This window comes from Caloramator sp. ALD01, from assembly GCF_000472625.1.
In the GTDB taxonomy this organism is placed as follows: Bacteria; Bacillota; Clostridia; order Clostridiales; family Caloramatoraceae; genus Thermobrachium; species Thermobrachium proteoclasticum.
In genome coordinates this window covers 46,599-70,408 of record NZ_AXAA01000003.1, presented here as the reverse complement: position 1 = coordinate 70,408, position 23,810 = coordinate 46,599, and the positions used below count along the sequence as shown (strand labels likewise).

At 31.5% G+C, this 23,810-nt stretch carries 29 protein-coding genes, 1 pseudogene and 1 riboswitch; of the genes and pseudogenes, 5 read left to right on the top strand and 25 right to left on the bottom strand.

Annotation, left to right across the window (positions count from 1 at the left end; genetic code table 11):
- Nucleotide 1: 1 nt before the first annotated feature.
- From A3M9_RS0102350 to A3M9_RS0102315, 8 genes are read right to left on the bottom strand one after another with little or no spacing between them, the layout of a single operon-like run.
- Nucleotides 2-1,450: a complex I subunit 5 family protein gene (locus tag A3M9_RS0102350; RefSeq protein WP_027307776.1), complete on the bottom strand. Its 1,449-nt coding sequence runs from the start codon at nt 1,448-1,450 to the stop codon at nt 2-4.
- Nucleotides 1,447-1,806, bottom strand: a complete 360-nt coding sequence (locus A3M9_RS0102345; RefSeq protein ID WP_027307775.1) for a sodium:proton antiporter — start codon at nt 1,804-1,806, stop codon at nt 1,447-1,449. The genes A3M9_RS0102350 and A3M9_RS0102345 overlap by 4 nt, the downstream gene beginning before the upstream one ends.
- Before the next feature lie 2 nt (nt 1,807-1,808).
- A complete protein-coding gene (locus A3M9_RS0102340) occupies nt 1,809-2,552 on the bottom strand; it encodes an MnhB domain-containing protein (RefSeq protein WP_027307774.1) in 744 nt (247 codons plus the stop codon).
- A complete protein-coding gene (locus A3M9_RS0102335) occupies nt 2,542-2,787 on the bottom strand; it encodes a hydrogenase subunit MbhD domain-containing protein (protein ID WP_027307773.1) in 246 nt (81 codons plus the stop codon). Before A3M9_RS0102335 ends, A3M9_RS0102340 begins: the two co-directional genes overlap by 11 nt.
- Nucleotides 2,780-3,103 carry a monovalent cation/H(+) antiporter subunit G gene (gene mnhG / locus A3M9_RS0102330; RefSeq protein ID WP_027307772.1) on the bottom strand — a complete coding sequence of 108 codons (324 nt, stop codon included), beginning with the start codon at nt 3,101-3,103 and terminating at the stop codon, nt 2,780-2,782. The genes A3M9_RS0102335 and mnhG overlap by 8 nt, the downstream gene beginning before the upstream one ends.
- A gap of 1 nt (nt 3,104) precedes the next feature.
- Nucleotides 3,105-3,353, bottom strand: a complete 249-nt coding sequence (locus tag A3M9_RS0102325; RefSeq protein ID WP_035165676.1) for a monovalent cation/H+ antiporter complex subunit F — start codon at nt 3,351-3,353, stop codon at nt 3,105-3,107.
- Complete coding sequence (locus tag A3M9_RS0102320) at nt 3,353-3,826, bottom strand: Na+/H+ antiporter subunit E (protein ID WP_027307770.1); 474 nt, start codon at nt 3,824-3,826, stop codon at nt 3,353-3,355. Before A3M9_RS0102320 ends, A3M9_RS0102325 begins: the two co-directional genes overlap by 1 nt.
- A 22-nt stretch (nt 3,827-3,848) precedes the next feature.
- Entirely contained in the window at nt 3,849-4,118 is a 270-nt protein-coding gene (locus A3M9_RS0102315) for a helix-turn-helix transcriptional regulator (protein ID WP_084424577.1), read from the bottom strand.
- Nucleotides 4,119-4,371: 253 nt separating this feature from the next.
- On the opposite strand from A3M9_RS0102315, the gene A3M9_RS0102310 reads away from it, so the two are divergent.
- Nucleotides 4,372-5,325: an arsenic resistance protein gene (locus A3M9_RS0102310; RefSeq protein ID WP_242826172.1), complete on the top strand. Its 954-nt coding sequence runs from the start codon at nt 4,372-4,374 to the stop codon at nt 5,323-5,325.
- Nucleotides 5,326-5,393: 68 nt separating this feature from the next.
- Here A3M9_RS0102310 and A3M9_RS0102305 read toward each other — a convergent pair whose 3' ends face one another.
- The 12 genes and pseudogenes from A3M9_RS0102305 to A3M9_RS14575 form a co-directional block, all read right to left on the bottom strand.
- On the bottom strand, nt 5,394-5,774 hold the full coding sequence (locus A3M9_RS0102305; RefSeq protein WP_027307767.1) for a desulfoferrodoxin: 381 nt from the start codon (nt 5,772-5,774) through the stop codon (nt 5,394-5,396).
- Nucleotides 5,775-5,900: 126 nt separating this feature from the next.
- Nucleotides 5,901-6,662, bottom strand: a complete 762-nt coding sequence (locus tag A3M9_RS0102300; protein ID WP_027307766.1) for an aminotransferase class IV — start codon at nt 6,660-6,662, stop codon at nt 5,901-5,903.
- Nucleotides 6,659-7,987, bottom strand: a complete 1,329-nt coding sequence (gene pabB, locus A3M9_RS0102295; protein WP_027307765.1) for an aminodeoxychorismate synthase component I — start codon at nt 7,985-7,987, stop codon at nt 6,659-6,661. Before pabB ends, A3M9_RS0102300 begins: the two co-directional genes overlap by 4 nt.
- Nucleotides 7,980-8,555: an aminodeoxychorismate/anthranilate synthase component II gene (locus A3M9_RS0102290; RefSeq protein ID WP_027307764.1), complete on the bottom strand. Its 576-nt coding sequence runs from the start codon at nt 8,553-8,555 to the stop codon at nt 7,980-7,982. Before A3M9_RS0102290 ends, pabB begins: the two co-directional genes overlap by 8 nt.
- Nucleotides 8,556-8,717: 162 nt before the next feature.
- On the bottom strand, nt 8,718-8,975 hold the full coding sequence (locus A3M9_RS0102285; RefSeq protein WP_027307763.1) for an ATP cone domain-containing protein: 258 nt from the start codon (nt 8,973-8,975) through the stop codon (nt 8,718-8,720).
- Between the two features lie 221 nt (nt 8,976-9,196).
- A complete protein-coding gene (locus tag A3M9_RS0102280) occupies nt 9,197-9,376 on the bottom strand; it encodes a hypothetical protein (RefSeq protein ID WP_027307762.1) in 180 nt (59 codons plus the stop codon).
- A gap of 91 nt (nt 9,377-9,467) precedes the next feature.
- Nucleotides 9,468-10,199: a radical SAM protein gene (locus A3M9_RS0102275; RefSeq protein WP_198011927.1), complete on the bottom strand. Its 732-nt coding sequence runs from the start codon at nt 10,197-10,199 to the stop codon at nt 9,468-9,470.
- Nucleotides 10,200-10,625, bottom strand: a complete 426-nt coding sequence (queD, locus tag A3M9_RS0102270; RefSeq protein ID WP_027307760.1) for a 6-carboxytetrahydropterin synthase QueD — start codon at nt 10,623-10,625, stop codon at nt 10,200-10,202. It lies immediately after the preceding gene.
- Nucleotides 10,625-11,302 carry a 7-cyano-7-deazaguanine synthase QueC gene (gene queC, locus A3M9_RS0102265; protein WP_027307759.1) on the bottom strand — a complete coding sequence of 226 codons (678 nt, stop codon included), beginning with the start codon at nt 11,300-11,302 and terminating at the stop codon, nt 10,625-10,627. The genes queD and queC overlap by 1 nt, the downstream gene beginning before the upstream one ends.
- Nucleotides 11,299-12,063 carry an acyl-CoA dehydratase activase gene (locus A3M9_RS0102260; RefSeq protein WP_027307758.1) on the bottom strand — a complete coding sequence of 255 codons (765 nt, stop codon included), beginning with the start codon at nt 12,061-12,063 and terminating at the stop codon, nt 11,299-11,301. The genes queC and A3M9_RS0102260 overlap by 4 nt, the downstream gene beginning before the upstream one ends.
- A pseudogene (locus A3M9_RS13005) lies at nt 12,060-13,058 on the bottom strand (2-hydroxyacyl-CoA dehydratase family protein). The gene A3M9_RS0102260 and the pseudogene A3M9_RS13005 overlap by 4 nt, the downstream one beginning before the upstream one ends.
- Before the next feature lie 249 nt (nt 13,059-13,307).
- On the bottom strand, nt 13,308-13,469 hold the full coding sequence (locus A3M9_RS14575) for a hypothetical protein (protein ID WP_156897859.1): 162 nt from the start codon (nt 13,467-13,469) through the stop codon (nt 13,308-13,310).
- A gap of 269 nt (nt 13,470-13,738) precedes the next feature.
- Between A3M9_RS14575 and A3M9_RS0102245 the strand changes: the two genes are divergently transcribed.
- Nucleotides 13,739-14,797, top strand: a complete 1,059-nt coding sequence (locus tag A3M9_RS0102245; protein ID WP_027307757.1) for a GerMN domain-containing protein — start codon at nt 13,739-13,741, stop codon at nt 14,795-14,797.
- A gap of 318 nt (nt 14,798-15,115) precedes the next feature.
- Here the strand turns inward: A3M9_RS0102245 and A3M9_RS0102240 are convergent, their stop codons facing one another.
- Nucleotides 15,116-15,850, bottom strand: a complete 735-nt coding sequence (locus A3M9_RS0102240) for a glycerophosphodiester phosphodiesterase (RefSeq protein WP_370882840.1) — start codon at nt 15,848-15,850, stop codon at nt 15,116-15,118.
- Nucleotides 15,851-16,274: 424 nt separating this feature from the next.
- A complete protein-coding gene (gene lysA / locus A3M9_RS0102235) occupies nt 16,275-17,567 on the bottom strand; it encodes a diaminopimelate decarboxylase (RefSeq protein ID WP_027307755.1) in 1,293 nt (430 codons plus the stop codon).
- Nucleotides 17,568-17,884: 317 nt separating this feature from the next.
- On the opposite strand from lysA, the gene A3M9_RS13000 reads away from it, so the two are divergent.
- The 3 genes from A3M9_RS13000 to A3M9_RS0102220 are packed head-to-tail and all read left to right on the top strand — an operon-like array spanning nt 17,885 to nt 21,512.
- Nucleotides 17,885-19,345 carry a spore germination protein gene (locus tag A3M9_RS13000; protein WP_051350555.1) on the top strand — a complete coding sequence of 487 codons (1,461 nt, stop codon included), beginning with the start codon at nt 17,885-17,887 and terminating at the stop codon, nt 19,343-19,345.
- Nucleotides 19,342-20,421 (top strand): endospore germination permease, encoded by a 1,080-nt coding sequence (locus tag A3M9_RS0102225; protein WP_027307754.1) that lies wholly within the window; start codon nt 19,342-19,344, stop codon nt 20,419-20,421. The genes A3M9_RS13000 and A3M9_RS0102225 overlap by 4 nt, the downstream gene beginning before the upstream one ends.
- On the top strand, nt 20,418-21,512 hold the full coding sequence (locus tag A3M9_RS0102220) for a Ger(x)C family spore germination protein (RefSeq protein WP_084424574.1): 1,095 nt from the start codon (nt 20,418-20,420) through the stop codon (nt 21,510-21,512). Before A3M9_RS0102225 ends, A3M9_RS0102220 begins: the two co-directional genes overlap by 4 nt.
- Here A3M9_RS0102220 and A3M9_RS0102215 read toward each other — a convergent pair.
- The 3 genes from A3M9_RS0102215 to A3M9_RS0102205 form a co-directional block, all read right to left on the bottom strand.
- Nucleotides 21,492-22,166 carry an ATP-binding cassette domain-containing protein gene (locus tag A3M9_RS0102215; protein ID WP_027307752.1) on the bottom strand — a complete coding sequence of 225 codons (675 nt, stop codon included), beginning with the start codon at nt 22,164-22,166 and terminating at the stop codon, nt 21,492-21,494. The two genes, A3M9_RS0102220 and A3M9_RS0102215, sit on opposite strands and share 21 nt — an antisense overlap.
- Nucleotides 22,167-22,170: 4 nt before the next feature.
- On the bottom strand, nt 22,171-22,860 hold the full coding sequence (locus A3M9_RS0102210; RefSeq protein WP_156897857.1) for an ABC transporter permease: 690 nt from the start codon (nt 22,858-22,860) through the stop codon (nt 22,171-22,173).
- 18 nt (nt 22,861-22,878) lie between these two features.
- On the bottom strand, nt 22,879-23,700 hold the full coding sequence (locus tag A3M9_RS0102205; RefSeq protein WP_084424572.1) for a substrate-binding domain-containing protein: 822 nt from the start codon (nt 23,698-23,700) through the stop codon (nt 22,879-22,881).
- Nucleotides 23,694-23,810, bottom strand: a riboswitch (molybdenum cofactor riboswitch). It overlaps the preceding gene by 7 nt.

Below are 23,810 nucleotides of genomic sequence, written 5' to 3'. Positions count from 1 at the left end.
CTCACTTCAATGATAAAATTATGTTTATATACTTATTTGGTGCATTCTTTATTTCATCAATTACGTTAAATAGCATCTGTTCAATTGAATTTGGGTATATACCTACAACCAAAATTAATAGGGCTAAAGCAAAAGGAATTATGGAGTAAACCCTTGAAATATTCACACTATTCACATCCTTCTCTACAAAGAATGTGTGTGAAATTCTTAGGTAGTACACTCCCTCAATAACTGATGCAATTAATATAATCGCTATACCTAAAGTAGATAATCTATCTAATGATAGTGCACTTATAACTATTGAAAACTTTCCCCAAAAACCTGCAAAGAAGGGCATTCCCATAAGGCTTAAGGCTGCTATTGTAAATGAAATTGCAAGTATTGGGTATTTCCTTCCAAGGCCCTTCATATCAATATAATTTTTACTATCTACAGCCCTTGAATATTGCTTTGTAACTATAAACATTACTAATTTTGCAAGATAATTTGAAACTACTATATATAAAGAACCCTTAATTGACTCAAAGCTGCCTAAGGCTATACCAAACATAAATATTCCCATTTGAGCCATAGAAGAAAAGGCAAGTACCTTAACAAGATTCTTTTCCTTAAGTGCTCCTATTTCGCCTATTAAAACTGTAAATACTGAAAGTATAACTAATACCTTTGAGATATTAGTGTTATACATATTTGGAAATACTATTAAAAGAATTCTTATAGCACCGTATATTCCTGCTGTTCCAAGCATTCCGTGTGTAAACATATTTACTGAAGTAATTGAACCCTCATAAGACTTAACAACCCATAGATTAAATGGGAATATTTTAAGTTCTACAAGCATACTTGCTAAAAATAAAATTAAAATTAAATTATAGGATGCTTGGTTTAGTTTGGTAAGTTTTAAAGCAATATCAGCAAAATTTAGTGTTCCTAAGGTTTTATAAATAAGCCCAATGGAAGATAGGCTAAACAATGAAGCTGTTGATGATAAAATTAAAAATTTAAGTGCTGCACCTGTTGATAACCTGTCTCTTCTATAGGCAACAAGCCCTGCAATTGCAAACGTTGATAACTCTGTAAATAGGTAGAAGTTAAACATATCACCAGTTAAAACCATACCATTTGTAGCAGCTAAAAGTACAAAGTAGAAGGAATAGAATTGATATTCCTTTATATCCTTAACCATAGTTATAGACATTAGGGCTGCTATATTTACAAGAAGTAAAAAGTAAATTGTAATGTCAGTTACAACAAAGTTTATTCCAAAGGGTGCCTTCCATCCTCCTATTGCAACATTAAAAGGAATCTTTCCACTCATAAAAACTGATATTGAAAATATCAAGTTAAACAATGTAACGATATACATTGTAATCTTATTTAAGTTTCCTAAGAAAAGGGATAAAAATGCTGCAATTAGAGGGATTACTACTAAAAACACTATGCTATTCATACATTTACCCCCTCTTCATCTGTTGCTCTAATTGAAATTGAGTTGTGTGTATCTTTGTATCTCATTGCAAGCGATAGAGCAAAGGCTGTTGTTCCAAGGCCTATTACTATTGATGTCAAAACCAGTGCCTGTGGAACAGGGTCAACCATTTTATCTAAATTCGCAATGCTTAAATCTGATTGTAGTATTGGTGTAATTCCTCCTTCAACATACCCAAAGGCTACTAAGAGCATATTGATTCCTGTTTCTATTATGTTAAGTGCTATTAGTATTTTAACTATGTTCTTTCTTGTTAAAACTCCATAGAGACCAACAAACACAAGGGAAAGTGAAGATAATATAAAAATTTTTGTCATAATCAACACTCCTCATAAAATTCAAAATAAATATTTGAAAGTTCCGCTGCAACTTTAAAAGCTATAAGAGCATAAAATACAGGTATTAAACCACCCGAGAATAAATCCCCTATTTTATCACCTGTTAAAAAGTTTTGGAAGAATACACCCTTTATAATGAAGGATGCTATTCCTATACCAAATATTGATATACCTGCAATTGCTTCAACTACCTTTAGAGTTTTATGGTTTACAGTCTTTCTACCAGCTAAAACTCCTATCAATATTGCTGTTGATATAATGGCACCTGCTGGGAAGCCTCCTCCTGGTGATAGATGCCCATTTATAAACATATATCCACCAATCATAAGCATTAAAATCATAAGTATTAGTGACCATCTATAAAGAATTACAGAAGGCTTCAAGATTCTTCTTCTATCCTTTGGTATAACAAAACCAAATCCTAATATAGTTACAAATAGAACTATAACCTCTAATGTTGTATCAAATAATCTATAATCTACAACAATTGATGTAACTATATTTGCAGATGTATCCTCTGCAGTTTGAGAAAAATTATAGGTGCTATTTTCATCTAACACATTCTTTTTTAAGAACCTGTCTGCAACCCTCATCTTTGGAGTAATATTGTCAGTAATCTTTATTCCTTCTCCTGTATCTATTGAAACCTTATAGATATAAAAGGCCATAAATGAAAGAATCAAAAGGGCAACTATATTTATAAACAAAGACTTTTCATCTTTCATCTTTTCTTTCCTCCATTTTCTTATATGTGAATATAAATAATGCTGTTGTTATACCTGAACCAATTGCAGCTTCAGTTATGGCAACATCTGGTGCCTGCATTAATAGGAACATAACAGAAGACATAAGGGATACTATGCCAAAAATAACAATTGCCTTAAAAACATCCTCTGTCAAAACTGTCCATACTGCTCCTAAAAACATAATTAAAGCTATAAATATTGCAAGATTATTCATTTGCTTCTCCCTCCTTTAAAAGAGGATTTGAATCTAATATAAGCTTCGCTTTATTTCTCCTAAGTGCCGCCTTACATATCGTGTGGGATGCAATAGGAGATGAGAATAGGAAAAATAGTGCCATTAAAATAAGCTTTGGGGAAACATTAGGGTTTATAAAGGAAAATCCTACAAGTAATGCTAATATCCCAAGCGTTGAAGCCTTGGTTCCAGCCTGTGACTGATTAAGTACATCCGGCATTCTAAATATTCCAAGGCCCGCAAGAAATGAAAATGTTGCTCCAACTAATATAAAGAACCAACCAACGTAATGCATATTAAATTCCTCCCTCTAAATAACGTGCTACCGCTACAACACCAACAAAAGATAAAAGACCATAAACAAGAGCAACATCTAAAAGAAGCATATTATCTGATATAAAGGCAAATACAATAATTAGACTTGATGTTATAGTTGTTAAAACGTCTATAGCAACAACTCTGCTCTCTATTGAATCTCCTTTTACTAATCTAATTATGCTAAGGAGCATTCCTACTACAATAAGTGCTAATGTTACATAAAACATTATTCAAATGCCTCCTTCAATATTTTTTCAAAGGGTCCCTTTAGCCCCTCTACATCATCAACCTTTGTACCTTCAACAACGTGTATATATATTGTGTCATCCTCTAAATCAACTGAAATGGTACCTGGAGTTAATGTTATTGAATTTGCAAGAAGGGCCTTTGCAATATTTGATTTTAGTTCTGTTTTTACCTCATAAATCTTTGGTGAAATAGGAAGTGAAGGAGTTATTACTATCCTTGCCATATTAAAATTTGCCTTAACTAATTCAATTAAAAATACAATGAAATATTTAATTAAATGATAGAGGGATTTTATTTTAAAACTCTTACTCCTTTGGTTATAGTATTGAGTTAAAATTGAGATGAATAAGGATAAAATTAAACCAAAAATTATTTCTTGATTTGTAAGTGGATAGCTTAGTGCAGACCATATTAAAAAAAGTGAAAGGAAAGTAAAAATAAAATTATTCAATAGGATCACCTCCAAAATTAACTTACTCCTCTATTAGGGAAAGAATCATATTCTTTACACCATCATCGACTATGCTGTATATTACCTCAAGTCCGTTTCTCTCTCCCTCAATTACACCTGCATTTTTTAAGATACCTAAATGCTTTGATACAGTTGATTGAGGTATGCTTAGGCAGTCTTGAATCTTTGTAACATTAGATTGTCCATTTAATAGGCAAAGTAATATTGAAATTCTAATTGGATTTGATAGAACTTTAAACTTATCTGCTAATTTTTGAATCTTCTTACTCACGTCTATACCTATACCCCCTTTAAGTATCTTTATATTATAATATTACAATATTATGCTTGTTATTTCAATTTAATTATTTTTTTAACAATAAGTAACAGGTTTTAGGCATATGCTATAAAAACATACAATTTAATTAAATTGGGTAAGATATTTAAAGAAAATCCTTAATAACAAACTACATATACCCATATATGGTATTTGAGAAAATCTCCACATATAAATATAATTGAATTTGTTGAAGGGAGGAATTGGAATGATAAAAAAGATATTTTACTATCCATCAAAAAATCTTGTTAAGGTTATACCCCTTGTTTTATTACTTGGATTTTTAACAGGGCTTAAATTCGATTTGAATTTTATGAAAAGCTATATCCTGATATTTACTGTATTTATGATTTATCCAACTATGATTGGATTTAATTACAAAAGTGCCTTTGATTTGTCCCATTCAAAATTAGTTCTTTTATCTTTACTTATAAACTTTTTAATTATACCTGTTATAGCCTACTTAATTGGAATTACATTATTTAAGGACAATATGGATATGTTTGCAGGACTTGCGATAGCATCACTATTACCTACAAGTGGTATGACTATTTCTTGGACAATGTTAAATAAGGGAAATGTGTCGGCTGCGGTTAAAATAACTGCACTTAGCTTGTTTGTCGGTTCCCTTGTTGCACCTTGGTATTTACTTCTTATGGTTGGAAAGTATATACCTATTGATATTGTAAAAACGTTTATTACAATAATTCAAGTTGTTGTAATACCATTAATATTAGGTACAATAACTTATAAATTGCTTCTTAAGAAGTATTCAGTTGAGGAGTACAACAAAAAAATAAAACCTATACTACCAGCTATAAGTATATGGTTCCTTCTTGGAATAGTGTTTATAAGCATTGGAATGAAATCTAAGGTTATTATTTCAAAGCCTGATTTAATTCTATGGTCATTAGTTGTTCTTACTGTATTCTATTTATTAAACTATACTATAAGCACAATTATAGGAAAAATCTTTTTAAACAGAGAAGATGCAATAGCACTTGTTTACAGTACAGTTATGCGTAATCTGTCCTTAGCACTTGGAATTGCTGCATCAAGCTTTGGTTCAAAGGCTGCACTTATTGTAACACTTGCGTTTATCCTGCAAGTTCAAAGTGCATCTTGGTTTGGAAAATATTTTGCAAATAGGGTGTTCAAATAAAAGTGCCACCCAGGTGAATTGTGACATTTCCTATTTATACCACAATAAATCACCTGGGTGGCACTTTTTTATGCCTTCCAAAGTCCGTGGAGGTTGCAGTATTCTCTTGCAAATAGAACTTCTTCTCCATCATTTAGTTTGAAAAACGCCTCTGGCTTATCCCCTGGGTTTAAAAACCTTCTATATACCTTATCCTTAGTGTGTACTTCTATCCATTCAATATAGTGTTTTTCCTCCATTGGGTGTTCTACACTTCCAACCTTAACAAGAACTCCACCATCCACAAGTTCTACAACAGGCACGTGTTTTTCCTTTGATGCGTCTACTGTATTTTCCTCTCTAAGTGTCATTGGTTTATTACAGCAAACTAAAGTACCTGCCCCCTTATGAAGAACCTCTACAATATTCCCACATATTTCACATTTATAAACTTGCCTAACCTCAGTCATTTTAACCCCTCCTTAAAGGATAATTATTTTCTATTAATAATATTATATCATTTATTATTAATATTACAAGTAATGTTTTTATAAAATTTTCTGAAAAATAATTTATCTTTTATCTACAATACATTATTAATGACCTAACCAACAAGAGAAATATCTTTCCATAAATTTAATAATTTCACATTTCACCTGGGTGGCACTTTTTGAGAAGGAGGTGTTTCCAATTTTTGATACAGGAAGCACTCCTGCAACACTGTTTGTAAAAAAGGCTGAATCGAAATTTTCAAGCTCATCTAAGGTAATATTAGTTTTTACCACTTCTACCCCCTTTGATTTGAGATGCTCTATTAATTTTTTTCTTATAATTCCAGGTAGTATTGAACAGGTTATACTTGGAGTATAGATTACTCTATCCTTTATAAAAAATAGGTTTCCATAGGCTGCCTCACTTATAAATCCCCTGTGGTCTAAAAATATGCAGGAGTCATATCCTTTATTTTTTGCCCTTAAATCCTCAATGTAGTTTTGCCCATAATTAAAGGTTTTTATATAGTTTAAAATGCTTTTAGGCCTTCTCTCCCTTGAAATTGCAAGCTTAAGCCCTCTATCATAGTGTTCTTTAGTGTATGAGGGAGTTCTTAATTTTATATTTAGCTTATCGTCTATATATATAATCTTAATTGCAACAGGATTATTTATACCTTTAATTGAATTTAGTACATCTTCTTTAAACTTTTCAAAGGTTAAGTTGTTATCTATCCCAAGTATTTTTAAGCTTCTTTTAAGCCTTTTGTAGTGTTCATCTAAAAAAAGGACTTCTCCCTTATATGCAAATAATGTTTCAAAAGGAGTAAGCCCAAAGGCTACTCCCCTATCAAACAAATCAATCATCTTTTTCCTCCTTTAACAAGGGAATTGTAAATAGCCCTTCCCTTATGGAGTGTTTCTTCATATTCATCTTGAGGGTTAGAATCCCATACAATTCCTCCACCTACATTGTATATTATATTTTCTTTATCCATAACGGCTGTTCTTATTGCTATATTAAAGTCCATATTACCATTGTTTGAAATGTAGCCTATACAACCTGTATATATTCCTCTATTTACCTTTTCAATTTCATTTATAACCTCCATAGACCTAAACTTTGGAGCACCTGTTATAGAACCTCCTGGAAACATAGCCTCTATTATCTCTTTAAACCCAACATTCTTTAACAATTTTCCTTGTATAGTTGAAACAAGGTGGTTAACAGTTGAATATTCCTCTACATCAAATAGGCTTTCAACCTTTACTGTCCCAGGTATGCATATCTTTGATAAATCATTTCTTTCTAAATCTATAATCATTAATAATTCCGAACGACATTTTTCACTTTCATAAAGCTCCCTTTTTAAACTTTCGTTTTCTTCTTTATCCTCAACCTTCTTAACCGTCCCCTTTATTGGCCTTGTAGTTATTATATCTCCTCTTTTTCTTAAAAACTGCTCTGGTGAAGTTGAGAGTATGTATTTATCCTCTACTCTTATTAACGCATTATAGGGACCATAGTTTGCCCTTCGAAATTTAGAATAGATATGTATTGGGTTTAATTTACCTCTTCCATAAAACTGCTGTGAAATATTTACCTGATATACATCACCACACCTTATATACTCCCTAACCCCTTCAACTGCCCTACAGTATTCCTCAAATTCAAAGTTAGATTTTAAATTTATGTCAATATCATCTATAGTCTCTACATAATCAGTAGTTTTAATTCTATTTATAATCTCCTCATCGTCTGTAACTACATATGTAAGATTATTTCTGTTATCTACAACTATATAGTCCTCAAAATACTCAAAGTAGATGCTTGGTATTTTTATAGGAGAGTTGTTCTTACCCTTTATCCCCATAATCTCTTCACCAAAGTCATAGGAAAGATATCCAACAAATCCTCCATCAAAAATCAGACCTGTATTAAGTTCTTTACTTTTTTTAATATATTCATCTAAAACCTTTAAAGGTGGCTCCTTAATTATTTCAACTCTGTCCCCATAATCAACAGATGTTTTCCCATCTAAATAGCTTATACTATATTTTGGCTTAAAGCACAAAATAGAATAATCTCCAGTATCCTTAACCATATAGCTACTTTCTAAAAGCTGTGGCTTAAAATCTATGAGCAAATTATAGAGCTTAAAAACGTCTAACTTATAGTCTAATCTAATCATTTCTGCTCCTCCTTAGGAAGTTTTGAAGCATTTCAAGACCATTTTCTGTTAAAATTGCTTCAGGATGAAACTGTACTCCCTCTATATCAAATTCCTTGTGTCTTATCCCCATTATTTCTCCCTCTATAGTTCTTGCAGTAACCTCAAGGCAGTTAGGCAAAGTAGCTTCATCTATCACTAAAGAATGATACCTTGTTACATTTAAAGGACTCTTTAACCCCTTAAAAACACCCTTCCCTTCGTGAAATACCTTATGAACCTTTCCGTGAACAGGGCTTTTTCCCTTCACAACCTCTGCACCAAAGAAGTGTCCTATGCACTGATGCCCAAGACATACTCCAAGTATTGGTATCCTTCCCTTGTATTTTTCAAGTATTTCTAAAGATAAAATAGACTCATCTGGTCGCCCTGGCCCTGGTGATAAAACAATATAATCGGGCTTTAGCTTTTCAATATCGTCAATACTTATCTCATCCCTTGATTTAACTATAGTCTTCTCTCCTAATATTAAAAAATAATGATATAGATTATATGTAAATGAGTCATAGTTATCTACTATTAGAACCATAATATCCTCCTTGAACTTTTTATAGTGTTATTTAAGAGGTTAACTTCGTACGTAAGCAAAAAAGTCTAAAACTATTATTTATATTAATTACTATACCCATAATAATTATAATTTTAGCACAAAAATACATAGCTGCCACCTTTGTGACAGCTATTTAATAAACTAATATTCAATATAAGCCTTTGCAACATCCTTAAAGCCCTCTTTATTTAATGTATCTACTGTTATTCTTCTTATTATTTCAAAGGAAACCTCTTCTTTTCCAAGCCCCTTTATCTCGCCCTCTATGTCCTTTGCAATATTATGTAAATCAGATTCATTGAGTGGTTCTCCTATATCATCTGATGCTGCTCTTATGCTCTTTATAATCTTATCAATATCAAATTCCTGTAAACTGCCATCCCTTTTTATAACCTTCACGGTATCACCCCTTATATATTTATTAATTTAATACTATATTATTTTTCAGAATTTTTCAACTATATATCAGATTAACATTTAAATATTTTACCTCTGTTAGTCTTTTTTAAAATCATTTTCAAACAAGAAAGGACAGGCATTCTAAGTTAAATGCCTGCCCCTATCTTTGACAAAGAAGCAAAATAACAGCCACATAGAATTATGCTATGTGGCTGTTATTTTTATCCTTGGTCTAATCCTGTTAATACCTTATCAAAGGCGTTTACTGTGCACTTATAACCATCAAAGTTTACACAGTTTTCACAGCTTTTATCAACTGCCCCTGCTGAAGATGTAAATCCTTCTGCTTGATATTTAGTGCAAGATGCTGCAACTGCTTTTAGTTGTTCTCTACTTGCCATAAGACCCCTCCTCTCAATCACTATTATTTTCCCTAAAAAACCCTTTGTTTATACCAACTTCTCATAAAGTTATAAGTGATATGGCTGCCAGTTATACTCCCCTTTTATCCTTATCCCAAATGATTTTATGAAGTTGGAGGTTGAGCCTTACATCCAAATTATTTTCAGCAAAAAATTTATTTCTTATCTTTAGATAATCTACAATTTGGCTTGGTTCTATCTTTGAAAACACAGGTGAAAAATTTAATGTAACTCCTTTAAAATATTCTTTATACCTTTTTACTACCTCCATTGAATAATCCAAATCATCAAAATTTCCCACAACAAACTTTATTTCATCACCTATAATTAAACTTTTAAAGTTTTCTTCAAATATATTAAATTTATCCATATTGGAGGAGGGGCATTTTATATCTAATGTGTAAAAGAGATTTTTCCTTTCTTTTTTACTGGTAAATTGATATATTTCATCCTCGTCATAAAGTCTTACACTTCCATTTGTTTCAATTCTAACCTCATAACCATTTTGTGCAAGATAAAGTGGAATATATCTTTTTATTTTTTCTTCCTCAAGTGGTTCTCCACCTGTAACAATAACTCTTTTGCAGTTTAATCTATTAACCTCACCTAAAATTTCAATAGGTGCCATTAGACTATATTCTCCATCATAGCTGTATTTTGTATCACAATAGCTACATCTTAAATTACAGCCATATACCCTTACAAATGTTGTTAAAAAACCACTTGTTATTCCTTCTCCTGATATACTGTTAAATATCTCAACCATAGGTATTTTTTCATTTAAAAATTCTTGCCTTTTCAATTAACCTACCACCTTTGCAAAGCTTGTTTGTGTTTCATAAAGTGTTATAGATACAACCCTTATTCCTTTATCCGCTAACTTATCATTTAAAATATTATAAAAATCCATTGCCATATTTTCTGCAGTAGGTCTGTAATTAACCTCAAATACCCTTTTTCCTGACTTCTTTAAAATATCTGCTATTTTGTGTTCTACCTCATCCTTTGAAGCATTAAAATAAATAAATGAATGGTCTATTTTATCTATAATAGTGTCCTTTACAATCCTTTTTAAATCTTTAAAATCTATAACCATACCATCTTTCATATCACCTGTAGCTTCAACTATCATTTTGTAGCTGTGTCCGTGTAGATTTTTACAATCTCCCTCGTGTTCTGATAGCATATGGGCAGCCTCAAAGGCAAATTCTTTAGATACAGTAAGCATCATCTTTCCTCCTTATATTCTATTGGGTCCTCAAATCCTGCTTCTTTAAATGCCTTAAGCCTTAAAAGACAGCTATCACATACTCCACAGGCCTTTTCTTCCCCTTTATAGCAGGACCAAGTTAAAGAATAATCAACCCAAAGCTCCATTCCAAGCTTAATTTCCTCTGCTTTAGTCATATTTATAAATGGTGCATTTATCTTTATTCTTCTTCCCTCAACTCCACAAACAGTGCCTTTGTTTATAGCCTGCTCCATTGCATCTAAAAACTCCTGCCTACAATCAACATATCCTGAATAATCAACTTCACTTACACCTATAAATATGTCCTGTGCACCTATCTTTTCTGCATAGGAGGCCGCAAAGGCTAAAAATATCATATTTCTTGCTGGAACATAAGTTATTGGTATATCACTTCTATTTATATCACCCTCTGGAACATCAATGTTTTTGTCAGTTAATGCTGATCCTCCCCAAGCATCCATATTAGTTTTAACTATAATATGTTCCTTAACACCTGCTGCCTCTGCTACCCTTTTAGCACATTCAAGCTCCTTATCGTGCCTTTGACCATAGTCAAAGGATATTGCATAGGTTTCAAATCCTTGTGATTTTGCAAGATACAATGCAGTCGTTGAATCTAATCCTCCTGATAAAAGTACAACAGCCTTTTTCATTTTAATCCCATCCTTTCTCCATAATAACAACATCCTATTGCACCATTAAACTGTGCATCCTCTAAAGTTATTACTTCATTATAATCTTTTTTTAAATATTCTATCAAAGCACTATTAAGCGATGCTCCACCTGATAAGACTATTCTATTTGCTTTAAACCTTGTAAGCATTGGACTTAATCTTTTATATAACGAGTAATTTACACCTGCACAAAGATTTTCTATAGGTACTCCCTCTGCTATTTTCCCTATAAGCTCAGATTCTGAAAAAACTGCACAGGTGGAATTTAAGTGAACTGGCTCTTTATAAAACTTTGTCATATAGTCTAAATCAACCTCTAAAATGTTCGCCATATTTTCTAAGTATCTTCCACAGGATGCGGCACACTTGTCATTGAGTTCTATATCTGTCATTACACCCTTTTCAACCCTTACAACCTTAACATCCTGTCCTCCTAAATCTAATAAAATAAAATCATTAAGTCCAGTTTGAAATAATGCACCATATATATGTGCCTTTACCTCATTAATTGGAGTAAAGTCCTTTATATTTATATTATTTCTTCCATATCCTGTTGAAATTCCAACATCAAACTCACCTATATCAAGTTTTTCTTTATCTATAATTAAACCATTATCCTTAATGCAGTAATCTCTATAAAATCTCATTGTACTAATCTTATTTTTTCTAACAATCCTGCCATTTTCAAAAAAAACAATTTTAACTTCTCTGCTTCCTAAATCTATTCCTAATATCCTCACCTTCTCCATCCCCTTCTGTCCTTTAACATATCCACAAATGCCTCAAGCCTTAATTTTGTTCTTGCATCAAGTTCATTTAATTTATCTCCCTCAATGTTTATAACAGGAACATCCAACTTACTCTTTACTATAATATCCTCTATTCCCCTATAACAAAAGGCTTGAGTATAGTGTATAACACCATCTATTTCCCTTTCTTTAATCTGCCTTTTTATTTCTTGAAGTCTAAACTCAATATCATAGGGATATGTGTAGTCATAGTACTACTCATATATGTCCTTATTATTCTTAAATCTTGGGAAGGAAAATTCCCTTTGAACCTCATTATAAACAATCTTTGCACCAATACCCTCAACAAAATCATATATATCCCCCATCATTGGTGGAACTCCAATGTAGGCGAGTCTTATAGGGTAATCTTTTTTGTTTCTCGTCTTTATTTCTTTAATCTTTTGTTTAAGTGTATTTTCAAAATCTACATAGTCTCCATTAAAATCACTTGATGAAACTAAATATAGGTGGTTCTCAAAGCCTGTAGCATATCCTTCTAATGTTAACTTATCTACTTCAATCAAAAGTTCCCTTACCTTATTTAGTCTATTTCTTACATCCTCAACATCGGATTTTTTAACATTAAATATCTCCATAAAATCATCTAATGACTTTTTTACATCCTCTAATTTATGGGAGTTAAGATATGCAAAGGGATATATCTTTATTCCCTTTAACTTTAAAACCTCCACCAATGCCCTTGTATTTGAACAATCCCCCTCAACTACGCCTACAACCTCATCTATTCCTTCCTTTATACAAACACCATAGAGCCCCTTAATCCAAGCACACATACTCTTTGGGAAACCGTCCTTTTCTGCTATATCAATATACTCAATATAATTATTTGATGTAACAAATATGTTGTTTAAGTCGATAACCTTATATCCTGCCGCAATTAATACCTCCTGTGGTACTGTTGTTGTTATACCAATTCTTTTCATAATTCACCTCCAAAAAATCAAAAAAGGGGCTACCAGCCCCTTAAAAGCTACAGATTTGTAGCTAAAGCCCGTAGTTTTGTTTAAGGACAGGATGGTTTCGAACTGTCCTATTTAGTTTTAAATTATAATAAAGTATTGAATAAAAAAACATATATATGCTATAATAGTAATAGGAGAGAGAAACGATTAGGAGAAAATAATGGGTTTTATTTCATTAGCTGCTTTTTATTAGCAGCTTTTTTCTTTATATTATACATATATATCGTTTTGTTGGTGTATTTTTTGTCTTTTTATTAACTCTATAGAAAATAACGTTAAAATTTTAAACTTTATATAATCATAATTAGCTAAACTACATATTGGTATAAACAACAAAACGAATGTAAAAACTATCAAAATAACATTATCCAATTTTGCTTCCCTCCCTTCATCTTTAGTATGGCATTTTTAACGTTTCTCTCTCCAGAGTAGAGAGGGAAGCAAAACCCATCATTTTCTTACCAAAGCCATACCTGCTATAAATTTTTGATTTAGTAACAAGTAATATTATAATACAAAAATATATTTTTTAAAATATAAAAAGCATATCTTCTAAATTTTACTATTCTGTAATCAATAAATATATATTTTTTAACCTCATTTATTGTATAATAAAAATATACAAAGATTGGAGGGATAATATGAAAAGGATTGAAAAAATTATTTGTATTGCTATATCGAGTGTTTTAATATTGTCTTCTTTTGCATCCTGCTCAAAATCTAATAAACCTACAGATACAACACCTAAAGATAACACCAAACTTACAGTTAAAGATTATTTCCCCTTTAAAGAAAACGTTTTTATGAAATATCAAGGTATTGGTAATGAATATGCCGAGCACGAAACCTATGTAGACTACATTGAAGGAGATAGGATACAAATAAGAGATGTCAACCCTGGAACTACGCTATCAAAGGTGTATGAAATAAAGAATGGAGAATTAAGATTAATATCTTCAAGAGAAGAATACTACTATAAGGAAAATCTGCTTTCATCTACGAATTCAAACTATGACATTCTATTGAAGGAGCCCATAGAAAAGGGAACAACTTGGACAACAAAGGATGGATTAAAAAGATATATCTCAAATACAGAGGCAAAAATAACTACACCAAGTGGAGAATATACAGCTATAGAAGTTACCACAGAAGGAAACGACTATAAAATATTCGACTACTATGTAAAAAATGTTGGTCTTGTAAAAACAGTTTATAAAAGCGGAGATGTATCAATAGAGAGCAATCTTGAAAAGATAACTTACAATGTACCATATGTCCAAACAATAAAATTCTATTATCCAGATTTCAATAATGAAAAACTTGCCTTTAAAGCTGAAAAGGTTTCACTCTATACAAATGAAAATGTTAATACCACAATAGAAAAATTTTTAAAAAATCCTCCAAAGGAAGATTTAAATAAGGTATTTGGGCCGAATACAAAAATAAACAAACTTTACTTTAACAACAGTCAAAACAAGGTATATGTAGATGTTAACAGTAAATTCATCGAGGAGATGAATGCAGGTTCCTCATTAGAATCAATGATACTGCAAAGCCTTGTAAATACACTTGGTGATTACTATAATGTTGATAAAGTTTATATTTCAGTTGATGGAAAGCCCTATGAATCAGGACATATAGCAATAACAGAAAATGAGGTTTTCTATGTAGATTATAAAAACATATACGAGATAAAGTAAGAGAGGCATCTATGATGCCTCTCTTTGAGATTGTTAACAAAACTACTTGTTAGCTAAATTATGAAAAAGCCCTATGAATGGATTTCAATGGGCTCTTTAGTGAGCTTTAGCAATTCTTAGCTTTTCGACTTTGAAAAAGTCCGTAATTCGGCACAGGACGTGCCGAGCCGAGCGGCCATCAGGACGATGGCATCGCGAGGGTAGGACTTTTCAAACAAAGAAAAGCTTAGAATTGATTAGCGAAATGAACGAATGCCCAAGAAATCATTCATAGGGCTAATTAAAAGATAACTTTTTCAATAACCTGAAGAGAGGCATCTATGATGCCTCTCTTTGGTTTATCATCAACTTATTTAGCTTTTCTGGATAATTTGTTATAATCCCATCTACCCCAATACTCATCAAATACTTCATATAATTTGTATCATTTACCGTAAAGGTATTTATCATTATGCCTTCCTTTTTAATTTGACCTACAACATCCTTTCCAAGAGAATAGAAATAGGGATGAAGTGCATCTGCACCTACATATTTTGCATACTTTTCTGGACAATATAGGTTTTCCATATATAATAACCCTGTTTTTATTTCACTTGAGAGCTTCTTTACCCTTACAACAGAATAATGATTAAAACTTGATATAATAACATTTTTCTGCATACCATAACGATAAATTAGGTCTAAAAGTTTCTCCTCTATCCCCTCATACTCAATTATAGTATTTTTAATTTCAAAATTTACAACCACCTTTTTCCCCTTAACAAGAAGCAACAATTCCTCAACAGATGGAACCTTTTCGTTTAGATACTCCTTAGAAAACCAAGAACCTGCATCTAACTTTTTTATTTCAGAAAAGGTATAATCCTTTACAAAACCTATTCCATCTGTAGTTCTATTTACCATCTCATCGTGCATTAAAACAAGTATTCCATCCTTAGTCATTTGAACATCAGTCTCTATTCCATTTGCTCCAAACTCAAGTGCCTTTTCAAAGGCAAGTATTGTATTCTCTGGATAACGACCACTTGCACCCCTATGAGCAAAATTAATCAAGAAACCCACCCCCTTATTTTGTAATTATTCTTCATAAAAATTAAAATTCCTCTATTTGCAGATTAAAAATTAGTAAATAAAAGCTCCATATATGAAATAATCATCTATGCTAATTGTTAACAAAACTGTTTGTTAGCTAAAGTATTAAAAAGCCCCGTGAAAGGATTTAAAAAGGCTCTTTCATAAGCTTTAGCAATTCTTAGCTTTTCGACTTTGGAAAAGTCCGTAATTCGGCACAGGACGTGCCGAGCCGAGCGGCCATCAGGACGATGGCATCGCGAGGGTAGGACTTTTCAAACAAAGAAAAGCTTAGAACTGATTAGCGAAATGAAGGAATGCCTTAAAATCCTTTATGGGGCTAATCGATATATAACTTTTTTCAACAGCTTGATAGATGAAATAATTATCTATAGAGCATATATCTTTATATATCATTTCTTAAAATGTCATCATAGTTCTCCCTTTTTACAATTAATCTGTCTTTTCCATTATTAACCATAACAACCGGAGATCTTGGAATTCTATTGTAATTGCTTGCCATAGAATAGTTGTAGGCACCTGTACTCAAAACTGCAAGTATATCCCCCTTTTCTAATTTAGGAAGACTTATATCCCTTATCAAAATATCCCCTGATTCACAGCACTTACCACATATGGTTACAACCTCTTTGTCATCAATATTTAATTTATTTGCAACAACTGCAGTATATTTTGCAGAATAAAGGGCTGTTCTTATATTATCAGTCATACCACCATCAACACTAACATATTTTCTAACTCCTTTAATATCTTTTATTGCACCTACCTTATACAAAGTAACTCCAGCTTCTCCTACTATCCATCTTCCTGGTTCTATAAAAACAGTTGGTTTTTTAAGATTATATTTATTAAAAAACTCATCTACTGCTTCGTGGATTACATCCGTAAAAAAGCTAATTGGTAATCGCTTATCCTCCTCATTGTAAAATATACCAAATCCGCCTCCACAATTTATTTCATCAATTTCATAGCCAAATAAATTCTTAATATCCCCTACAAACTTTGCAAGTATTTCAACTTCAAGCCTATATATATTATTTTGATGTAGCTGTGAACCTATATGGGCATGCACACCCCTTAAATTTAAACCTTCTGAATTTAATATCCTCTTTACAGCATATAATGCACTTTCATCGTGCATTGGGAAACCAAATTTTGAATCCACCTGACCTGTTCTAATAAATTCGTGGGTATGGCCATCTATACCAGGAGTTACCCTTATTTGAACATCTATTGTTTTTTTATTTTCTTTTAAAATATCCTCTAAAATGTCTATTTCATTAAAGTTATCTATCACAATTCTTCCTACACCATACTCAACTGCCATACTAAGCTCTTCATAGGTTTTATTATTTCCGTGGAAGATTACATTTTCCATAGGAAAATCTACAGATTTTGCAGTATAGAGTTCTCCGCCTGAAACAACATCAAGCCATAACCCCTCTCTTTTTATTATTCGACACATCTCTTTGTTTAAAAAGGCTTTGCTTGCATAGGCTGCAACTCCATTATATTTTAAAATGTGATTTTGTTTTATATCCCTTATTCTCTCTAATATCTCCTCCTCATTCATAACATAAAGAGGAGTACCATATTTTTTAACCAAATAATCACATCTTACATCAGATATTTTAAGCATACCATCCTCTGCCATCGTTAATCCTCTATACCCAAACATTTTCATCCCTCCAAATTTTTCAAAATCAAATTGATTTTATAAAGTCACTATATCCCATCAATTCAGCCATATGTAAAACACTTTTAAATTATAATTATTTCCCTCTTCTCTAAATTTCGAAATTAAATGATATTATTTACATTAGGTTTTCACATTTTTTTATATTTCCCGGGAAATCGTGTGATTATAACTTATAATATACAATATTCGATATTTTGTATGTAAAATCCTCCTTAAAACTTCTTATAAGAATTATACATAATTTTTAAGATTTTAGCCAATTATATTTTTAAATAAAAATATTAGAGGTGTTGAATATGGAGCATCTCAGCAAAAACATTTACCAAAACATAAATAAAATTATATCCTATATGCCTAATTCCTCAACATTGGTAAAACGAGAAATACTTATAAATAAAAAAACAAAATGTTTTATACTCTATGTAACTAACCTTTGTAATCGCAAATCCATTGAACTACATATTATAAGTCCCCTATTAAACAAAGTAAAGGAAGACATAGAAACAATAGATAGCCCTGCAGAATATATAATGCAAAACTATATATCTGTAAGTGAAGCTACAATAATAAAACACCTTAACAATATAACTGTAGAACTCCTGCGTGGAAAATGTCTGATATTGATAGATAAAACAAATCAAGCAATACTTTGCGATACCTCCGATATACCTCATAGAAACATACAGGAATCCAATATAGAAAAAACTTTAAGAGGCGGTCGTGAATGCTTTGTGGAAAACATAGAAATAAACTTAGCCCTCATTCAAAATAAAGTAAAATCAAATAAACTAAGGATAGAAAGGATGATTCTTGGAACTGAAAACAATACTGATGCCGCAATAATTTATTTAGATGGAGTAATCGATCCTGTTGTACTTGATACTATTAAATTTAAATTAAATAGAATAAAAAAGCTCCCATATATTCTCTGTACAGGTTATATAGAGCAGCTTATTGAGGATTTCCCCTATGGTTTTTTCCCTCAACTTAAAAATACTGAAAAACCCGATAAGGTCGTATCTGACCTATTTCAGGGAAAGGCTGCGATTTTAATATCTGGTGCACCCTATGCCTTAATTGCACCAGCAGTGTTTATCGAATTTTTTCAGGGATTTGAAGATTATTCTCAACGAATTTTAACTTCTGTATTTGTTAGACTTACAAGGATTTTATCTGCAATGCTTGTTCTTTTGGCAACACCTATATATCTTTGTGTTTTATCCTATACATCACAAATTGTCCCAATAAAGCTAATTAAGGTTATATATAACTCGAGGCTTGGAATACCTCTTCCGCCCTTCTTAGAAATTTTAACTATGGAGATTGCTGTCGAACTTCTCCGTGAAGGTGGACTAAGACTCCCAACTCCAATCGGTCAAACCCTTGGTATAGTTGGAGGTATTGTAATAGGAGAAGCTGCAACAAAGGCAGGATTAGTAAGTCCAACAACTTTAGTTGTTGTTTCTACAACCGTTATAGCCTCCTTCTTAATTCCTAATTACGAAATGGCACTATCTATTAGATTTCTTAGGTTTCCAATGCTAATATTAGCTCATATGTTTGGCCTTTTAGGTGTAATACTTGGATTTTACCTTATAGTAATAATAATTATTAATATGAACTCCTTTGGAATACCTTATTTTGCTCCCTTTGCACCACTTAATTACTCTGACCTTAAAGATACCGTAATTAGGTTCCCATTAGATAAAATACTTAGAAAACCTAAAAGTTTAAAAATAAAGAAGGGTAAAATATGAGTAAAGTAATTGAAAATACAATTACCAAAAGACAGTATATATTTATTTTAATCAGTGCTGTTGTTGGAATTGGTATTCTCTCTGCTCCAAACTCAATTTGCCAAAAGGCAGAACAGAGTGGATGGATTTCTATGTTTATAGGATGCATATATCCTTTGACAATAACCTACTGTGCCTATTTATCCTATAAAAATTTAGGTTTTATTGACTTTTATACCCTAAACGAAAGGATATATGGTAAATTTTTTACTAAAATTATATTTATATTTTTTATGTTAACTCTAACCATTTATGCATCTTCTGTTTTGTCAGGATTTTTTAATGTTTTAAGTAAGGAAATTTCTTTTTTCCTTCCACCTTCAATGATTGTTACAGTAGTTTCTTTAACAATTGTTTTTACAGCAAGTTTTGGGCTTCAATCATTAGGAAGGCTATCTGAAATTGTATTTTATTTTTCTTCCATACTTTTTCTTTTTCCTCTCTTTACAATTAAAAAAGGAGATATAACTAATATTCTCCCCCTTATATCATCTTTTGAAAAAATTTTATCATCTATACCTGCCTCCTTTTACTCCTATGCAGGTATAGAAATTTCATTCTTTATATTACCTTATGTTGTTAGCAAAAAAACTATAAAAAACGCAGGTTTTATATCTTCCATAATTATAGCACTGATATATACTTCTTTAACTTTTTTAACCATTTACTACCTTGGGTTTGAACTTACAACCAAAATATATTATCCTGTGCTTTTTATAATGGAGACTATAGAAATTAGCATAATATCTGATTTTAAAATAGTATTCATCTTCCTTTGGAGTGGTATTATTTTAAAGATTTTGGCCTGTGATTACTTTGTTATTGCCCATACCTTTTCAAGACTTACACACATACCCTATAAAAAAAGCTGCCTTATTACTTGGCCCTTTGTTATGATGTTTACAGTTTTTATGATACCTGAACACGGAAGAAACGTATTCCTTGAAAATACAATACCGTATATTGTATATACTATGCTTTTATATTCTATTATAACGGCTATACTATCTAAACTAAAGGTGATGAAGGGTGTATGAAAAGAAATGTATTTATAATTTTATTAATTCTATTAACGACCTTTACGGGATGTTACGAAATGGAACCCATTGAAAATTTATCTGTAATGATTGGAATTGGGTATGATATTGATAAAGATTCAGATAAAAAAATTGTTGATCCTATTGAGATGTTTGTATTTAAAGGTGATGGAGAAGTTGAAAGGCTTATTTCTCCTGGAGTTGCTGAAACTATCTACAATACAGTAAATGATAGGCAAACAATAATGAGCAAAAAGTTTTTGGTAGGAACAGAAAAGCTGTATCTTATTAGTAGAGAAAGGGCAGAATATGGAATAGAGGATTTACTTGAAACATTAGTTAGAGATGAGGGAAGAAATGAAATAGCCTATGTAACCATTACAGAAGGTGATACCAAACACTTTTTCAATATGGTTCCTATAGACAACACAAGTATGTCTGAGGCAATTTCAGGTATATTAAAATTTTCTAATCTCGCAAATTTTTTCCCAAAAGAAGTAACCATAAAAGAACTTTTGTTTATGTATCATCAAACAGGTAGAAGAATAATACTTCCATATATAGTTGATGATAAGAGGAAGCCTAAAATTGCTGGGATTTGTGTATTTGATGGTGCTAAACTAAAACATATTATTCCATTAGAGGAAGCCTTTTATATAAATATGATAAGAAGTAGAAAAAGCGATGGATATATAAGCATAATAAAGGATAACAATCCTAAAATATGTTATACCATTAAAGCAAAAAATTATGTAAACGTAGAAGTTGATTATGATGATAAGCTTATTTATACAATAAACATAACATTAAAGGGCAACTTAAAAACCGATACTATACATAACACTGCAATTACCGCAAAGGAAGCAAAGGAGATTGAAAGGACCTTTGAGGAATATATTACAGAGCAACTTAATAAAACAATCGAAAAGGTACAAAATAAGTATAAAATAGACTGTTTTGATATTACAAAATATGCTGCTGCAAAGTTAGGTAAGCACAGCCCCCTTTTAACAGATGAAGAATTTCAAAGGGCTCAAATAAATGTAAAGGTAAAGGTTATACTTGTTGACTTAGGAAGAAGTATGAAGTAGATATTCCCTTATTATTTCATTTTCCTGTATGTGTGCTTTGTCAATTTCCTCTACAATCCTCCCCATATTCATAAATATTATCCTATCACATAGTCTTATTGCTTGATAGATGTTATGTGTTACAACAACAATACATCTATCATCTTTTTTGCTGTTTAAAATAGCCTCTTCTATTATTCTTGTATTTTTAGGATCTATACTTGCTGTTGGTTCGTCAAACAGCATAAGCCCCTTACTTTGAGCAATTACCCTTGCAATTGCAACCCTCTGCATTTCTCCTCCAGATAAACTTGTGGCATTTCTTTTTAATAGATTTTCTAATTTTAACATCTTAACTATTTCACTTAATTTATCTAAACTTGTATTTGCCCACTTTATACTCATTTTTATATTATCTTCAACAGAACAGTTAAAAAGATAGGGTTTTTGTGATAAGACAGATATATTGTTATAAATTTTATTTTTATCTTCACAAAACTCCACTTTACCCTCATATCCCTTTAAATTACCGCTTAATATCCTCAAAAGTGTACTTTTACCTGAACCATTTGGACCTAATATTCCATATATATTACCATTTTTTAAGGATAAATTTTTTATATTTAAATAAAATCCATCCTTTTTATAAACTAAATCCTTTATTAAAACCTCCATTATTTTAACTCTCCCTATTTAAATTTGATATTAATAGGTTAACTAAAAATGATATGCATAAAAGTATTATACCTACTGCAATTGCCTCTTCAAAATTACCCATATTTGTTTGTAGAACTATATAAGTAGTCATAACTCGGGTTTTGTGCTCTATATTACCCCCAACCAACATAACTGCACCAACTTCTGATACAGCTCTTGAAAACCCTAAAAATACAGTTGCTATAATATTAAACTTAAGCTCTCTAAAAAGCAAGATATACCTACTTATTTTATCGGCATTTAAATTATTAAGTTCCTCCAATATTATACTTCCTTTGGTATTTATAATATTTATAGCGGTGCCTGCAATTAATGGAACTATAATTATTATTTGAGCTATAATCATAGCATTTGGCGTAAAGAGAAGTCCTAAACTTCCAAGAGGTCCCCTTTTTGAAAAGAGAATATATACTAAAAGCCCTGCAACAACAGGTGGAATAGCCATAAATGTATTTATTATTCCCTTTAAGCCTTTATTAAATTTAAAATCTTCAATTGTAATAAATAGTGATAAAAAAATCCCCATAACACTTGATATAATTGTTGACATAAAAGAAACATAAAGAGATAGTAGAACTATCTCAATTATGTTTCTATCAAAACCTAATATCAAATTAAAGGCACCTACAATTCCCTGCCAAATAGACCTCAATAAAAACAACTCCTTCTTTTACTTTTTGGCATTAGGTATAAATAAACTCTGTCCAAACTTTTCTTTTCCAAACTCACCAATTAGCCTCTGTGTCTTTTCTGATAAAATCCATTCTACAAAACACTGTGCCCCATCCTTGTTTATTCTGCTGTTTTTGTTTGGATTGACAGCTATAACTCCATATTGATTTTTCAAATCCTCTTTTCCTTCTACTAATACCTCTAAATCTAATTTTTCCTTTAATGTAAGATATGTTGCCCTATCCGATATCGTATAGGCTCCCTTCTCACTTGCCATTAAAAGAGTTTCTGCCATCCCTTTTCCTACCTTTACATACCAATCACCCTGAGGATTTATCCCTATTTTTTCCCAAAGCCTCTTTTCAAACTTATGAGTACCTGATTCGTCACCTCTTGAAACAAACTCTGCCTTTGCACTATAGATTTTTTTAAGTGCATCTTTTGCAGTAGAAATTCCTTTAATCTGTGCTCTATCATCCTTTGGTCCTAATATTACAAAATCATTATACATAACATCAAAACGTTCAATACCGTATCCTTCCCTCACAAACTTCTCTTCATCTTCCTTTGAATGAACTAGAAGCACATCGGCATTACCATCCATACCAAGTCTAATTGCTTGTCCTGTACCTACTGCAACCACATTAACTTTATAACCATATTCTTTTTCAAACTCTGGTAGTATGTAATCTAAAAGACCTGAATCACGAGTACTTGTTGTGGTTGCTAATATAATCTCCCTATTATTAACTTGTTTTCCGCAGGATATAGTAATCAATAAAATTAAAAATATAAAAAATAATGATAAACGTCTTTTCAATATATACAACTCCTTTCCTATATGGGAGGCATATTCGTTTCCAAATATACCCTATCGGCTGTCATCCATAGCAAAGCCTTAGGATGTTCAGCTCGAAGCTGTACCTATTA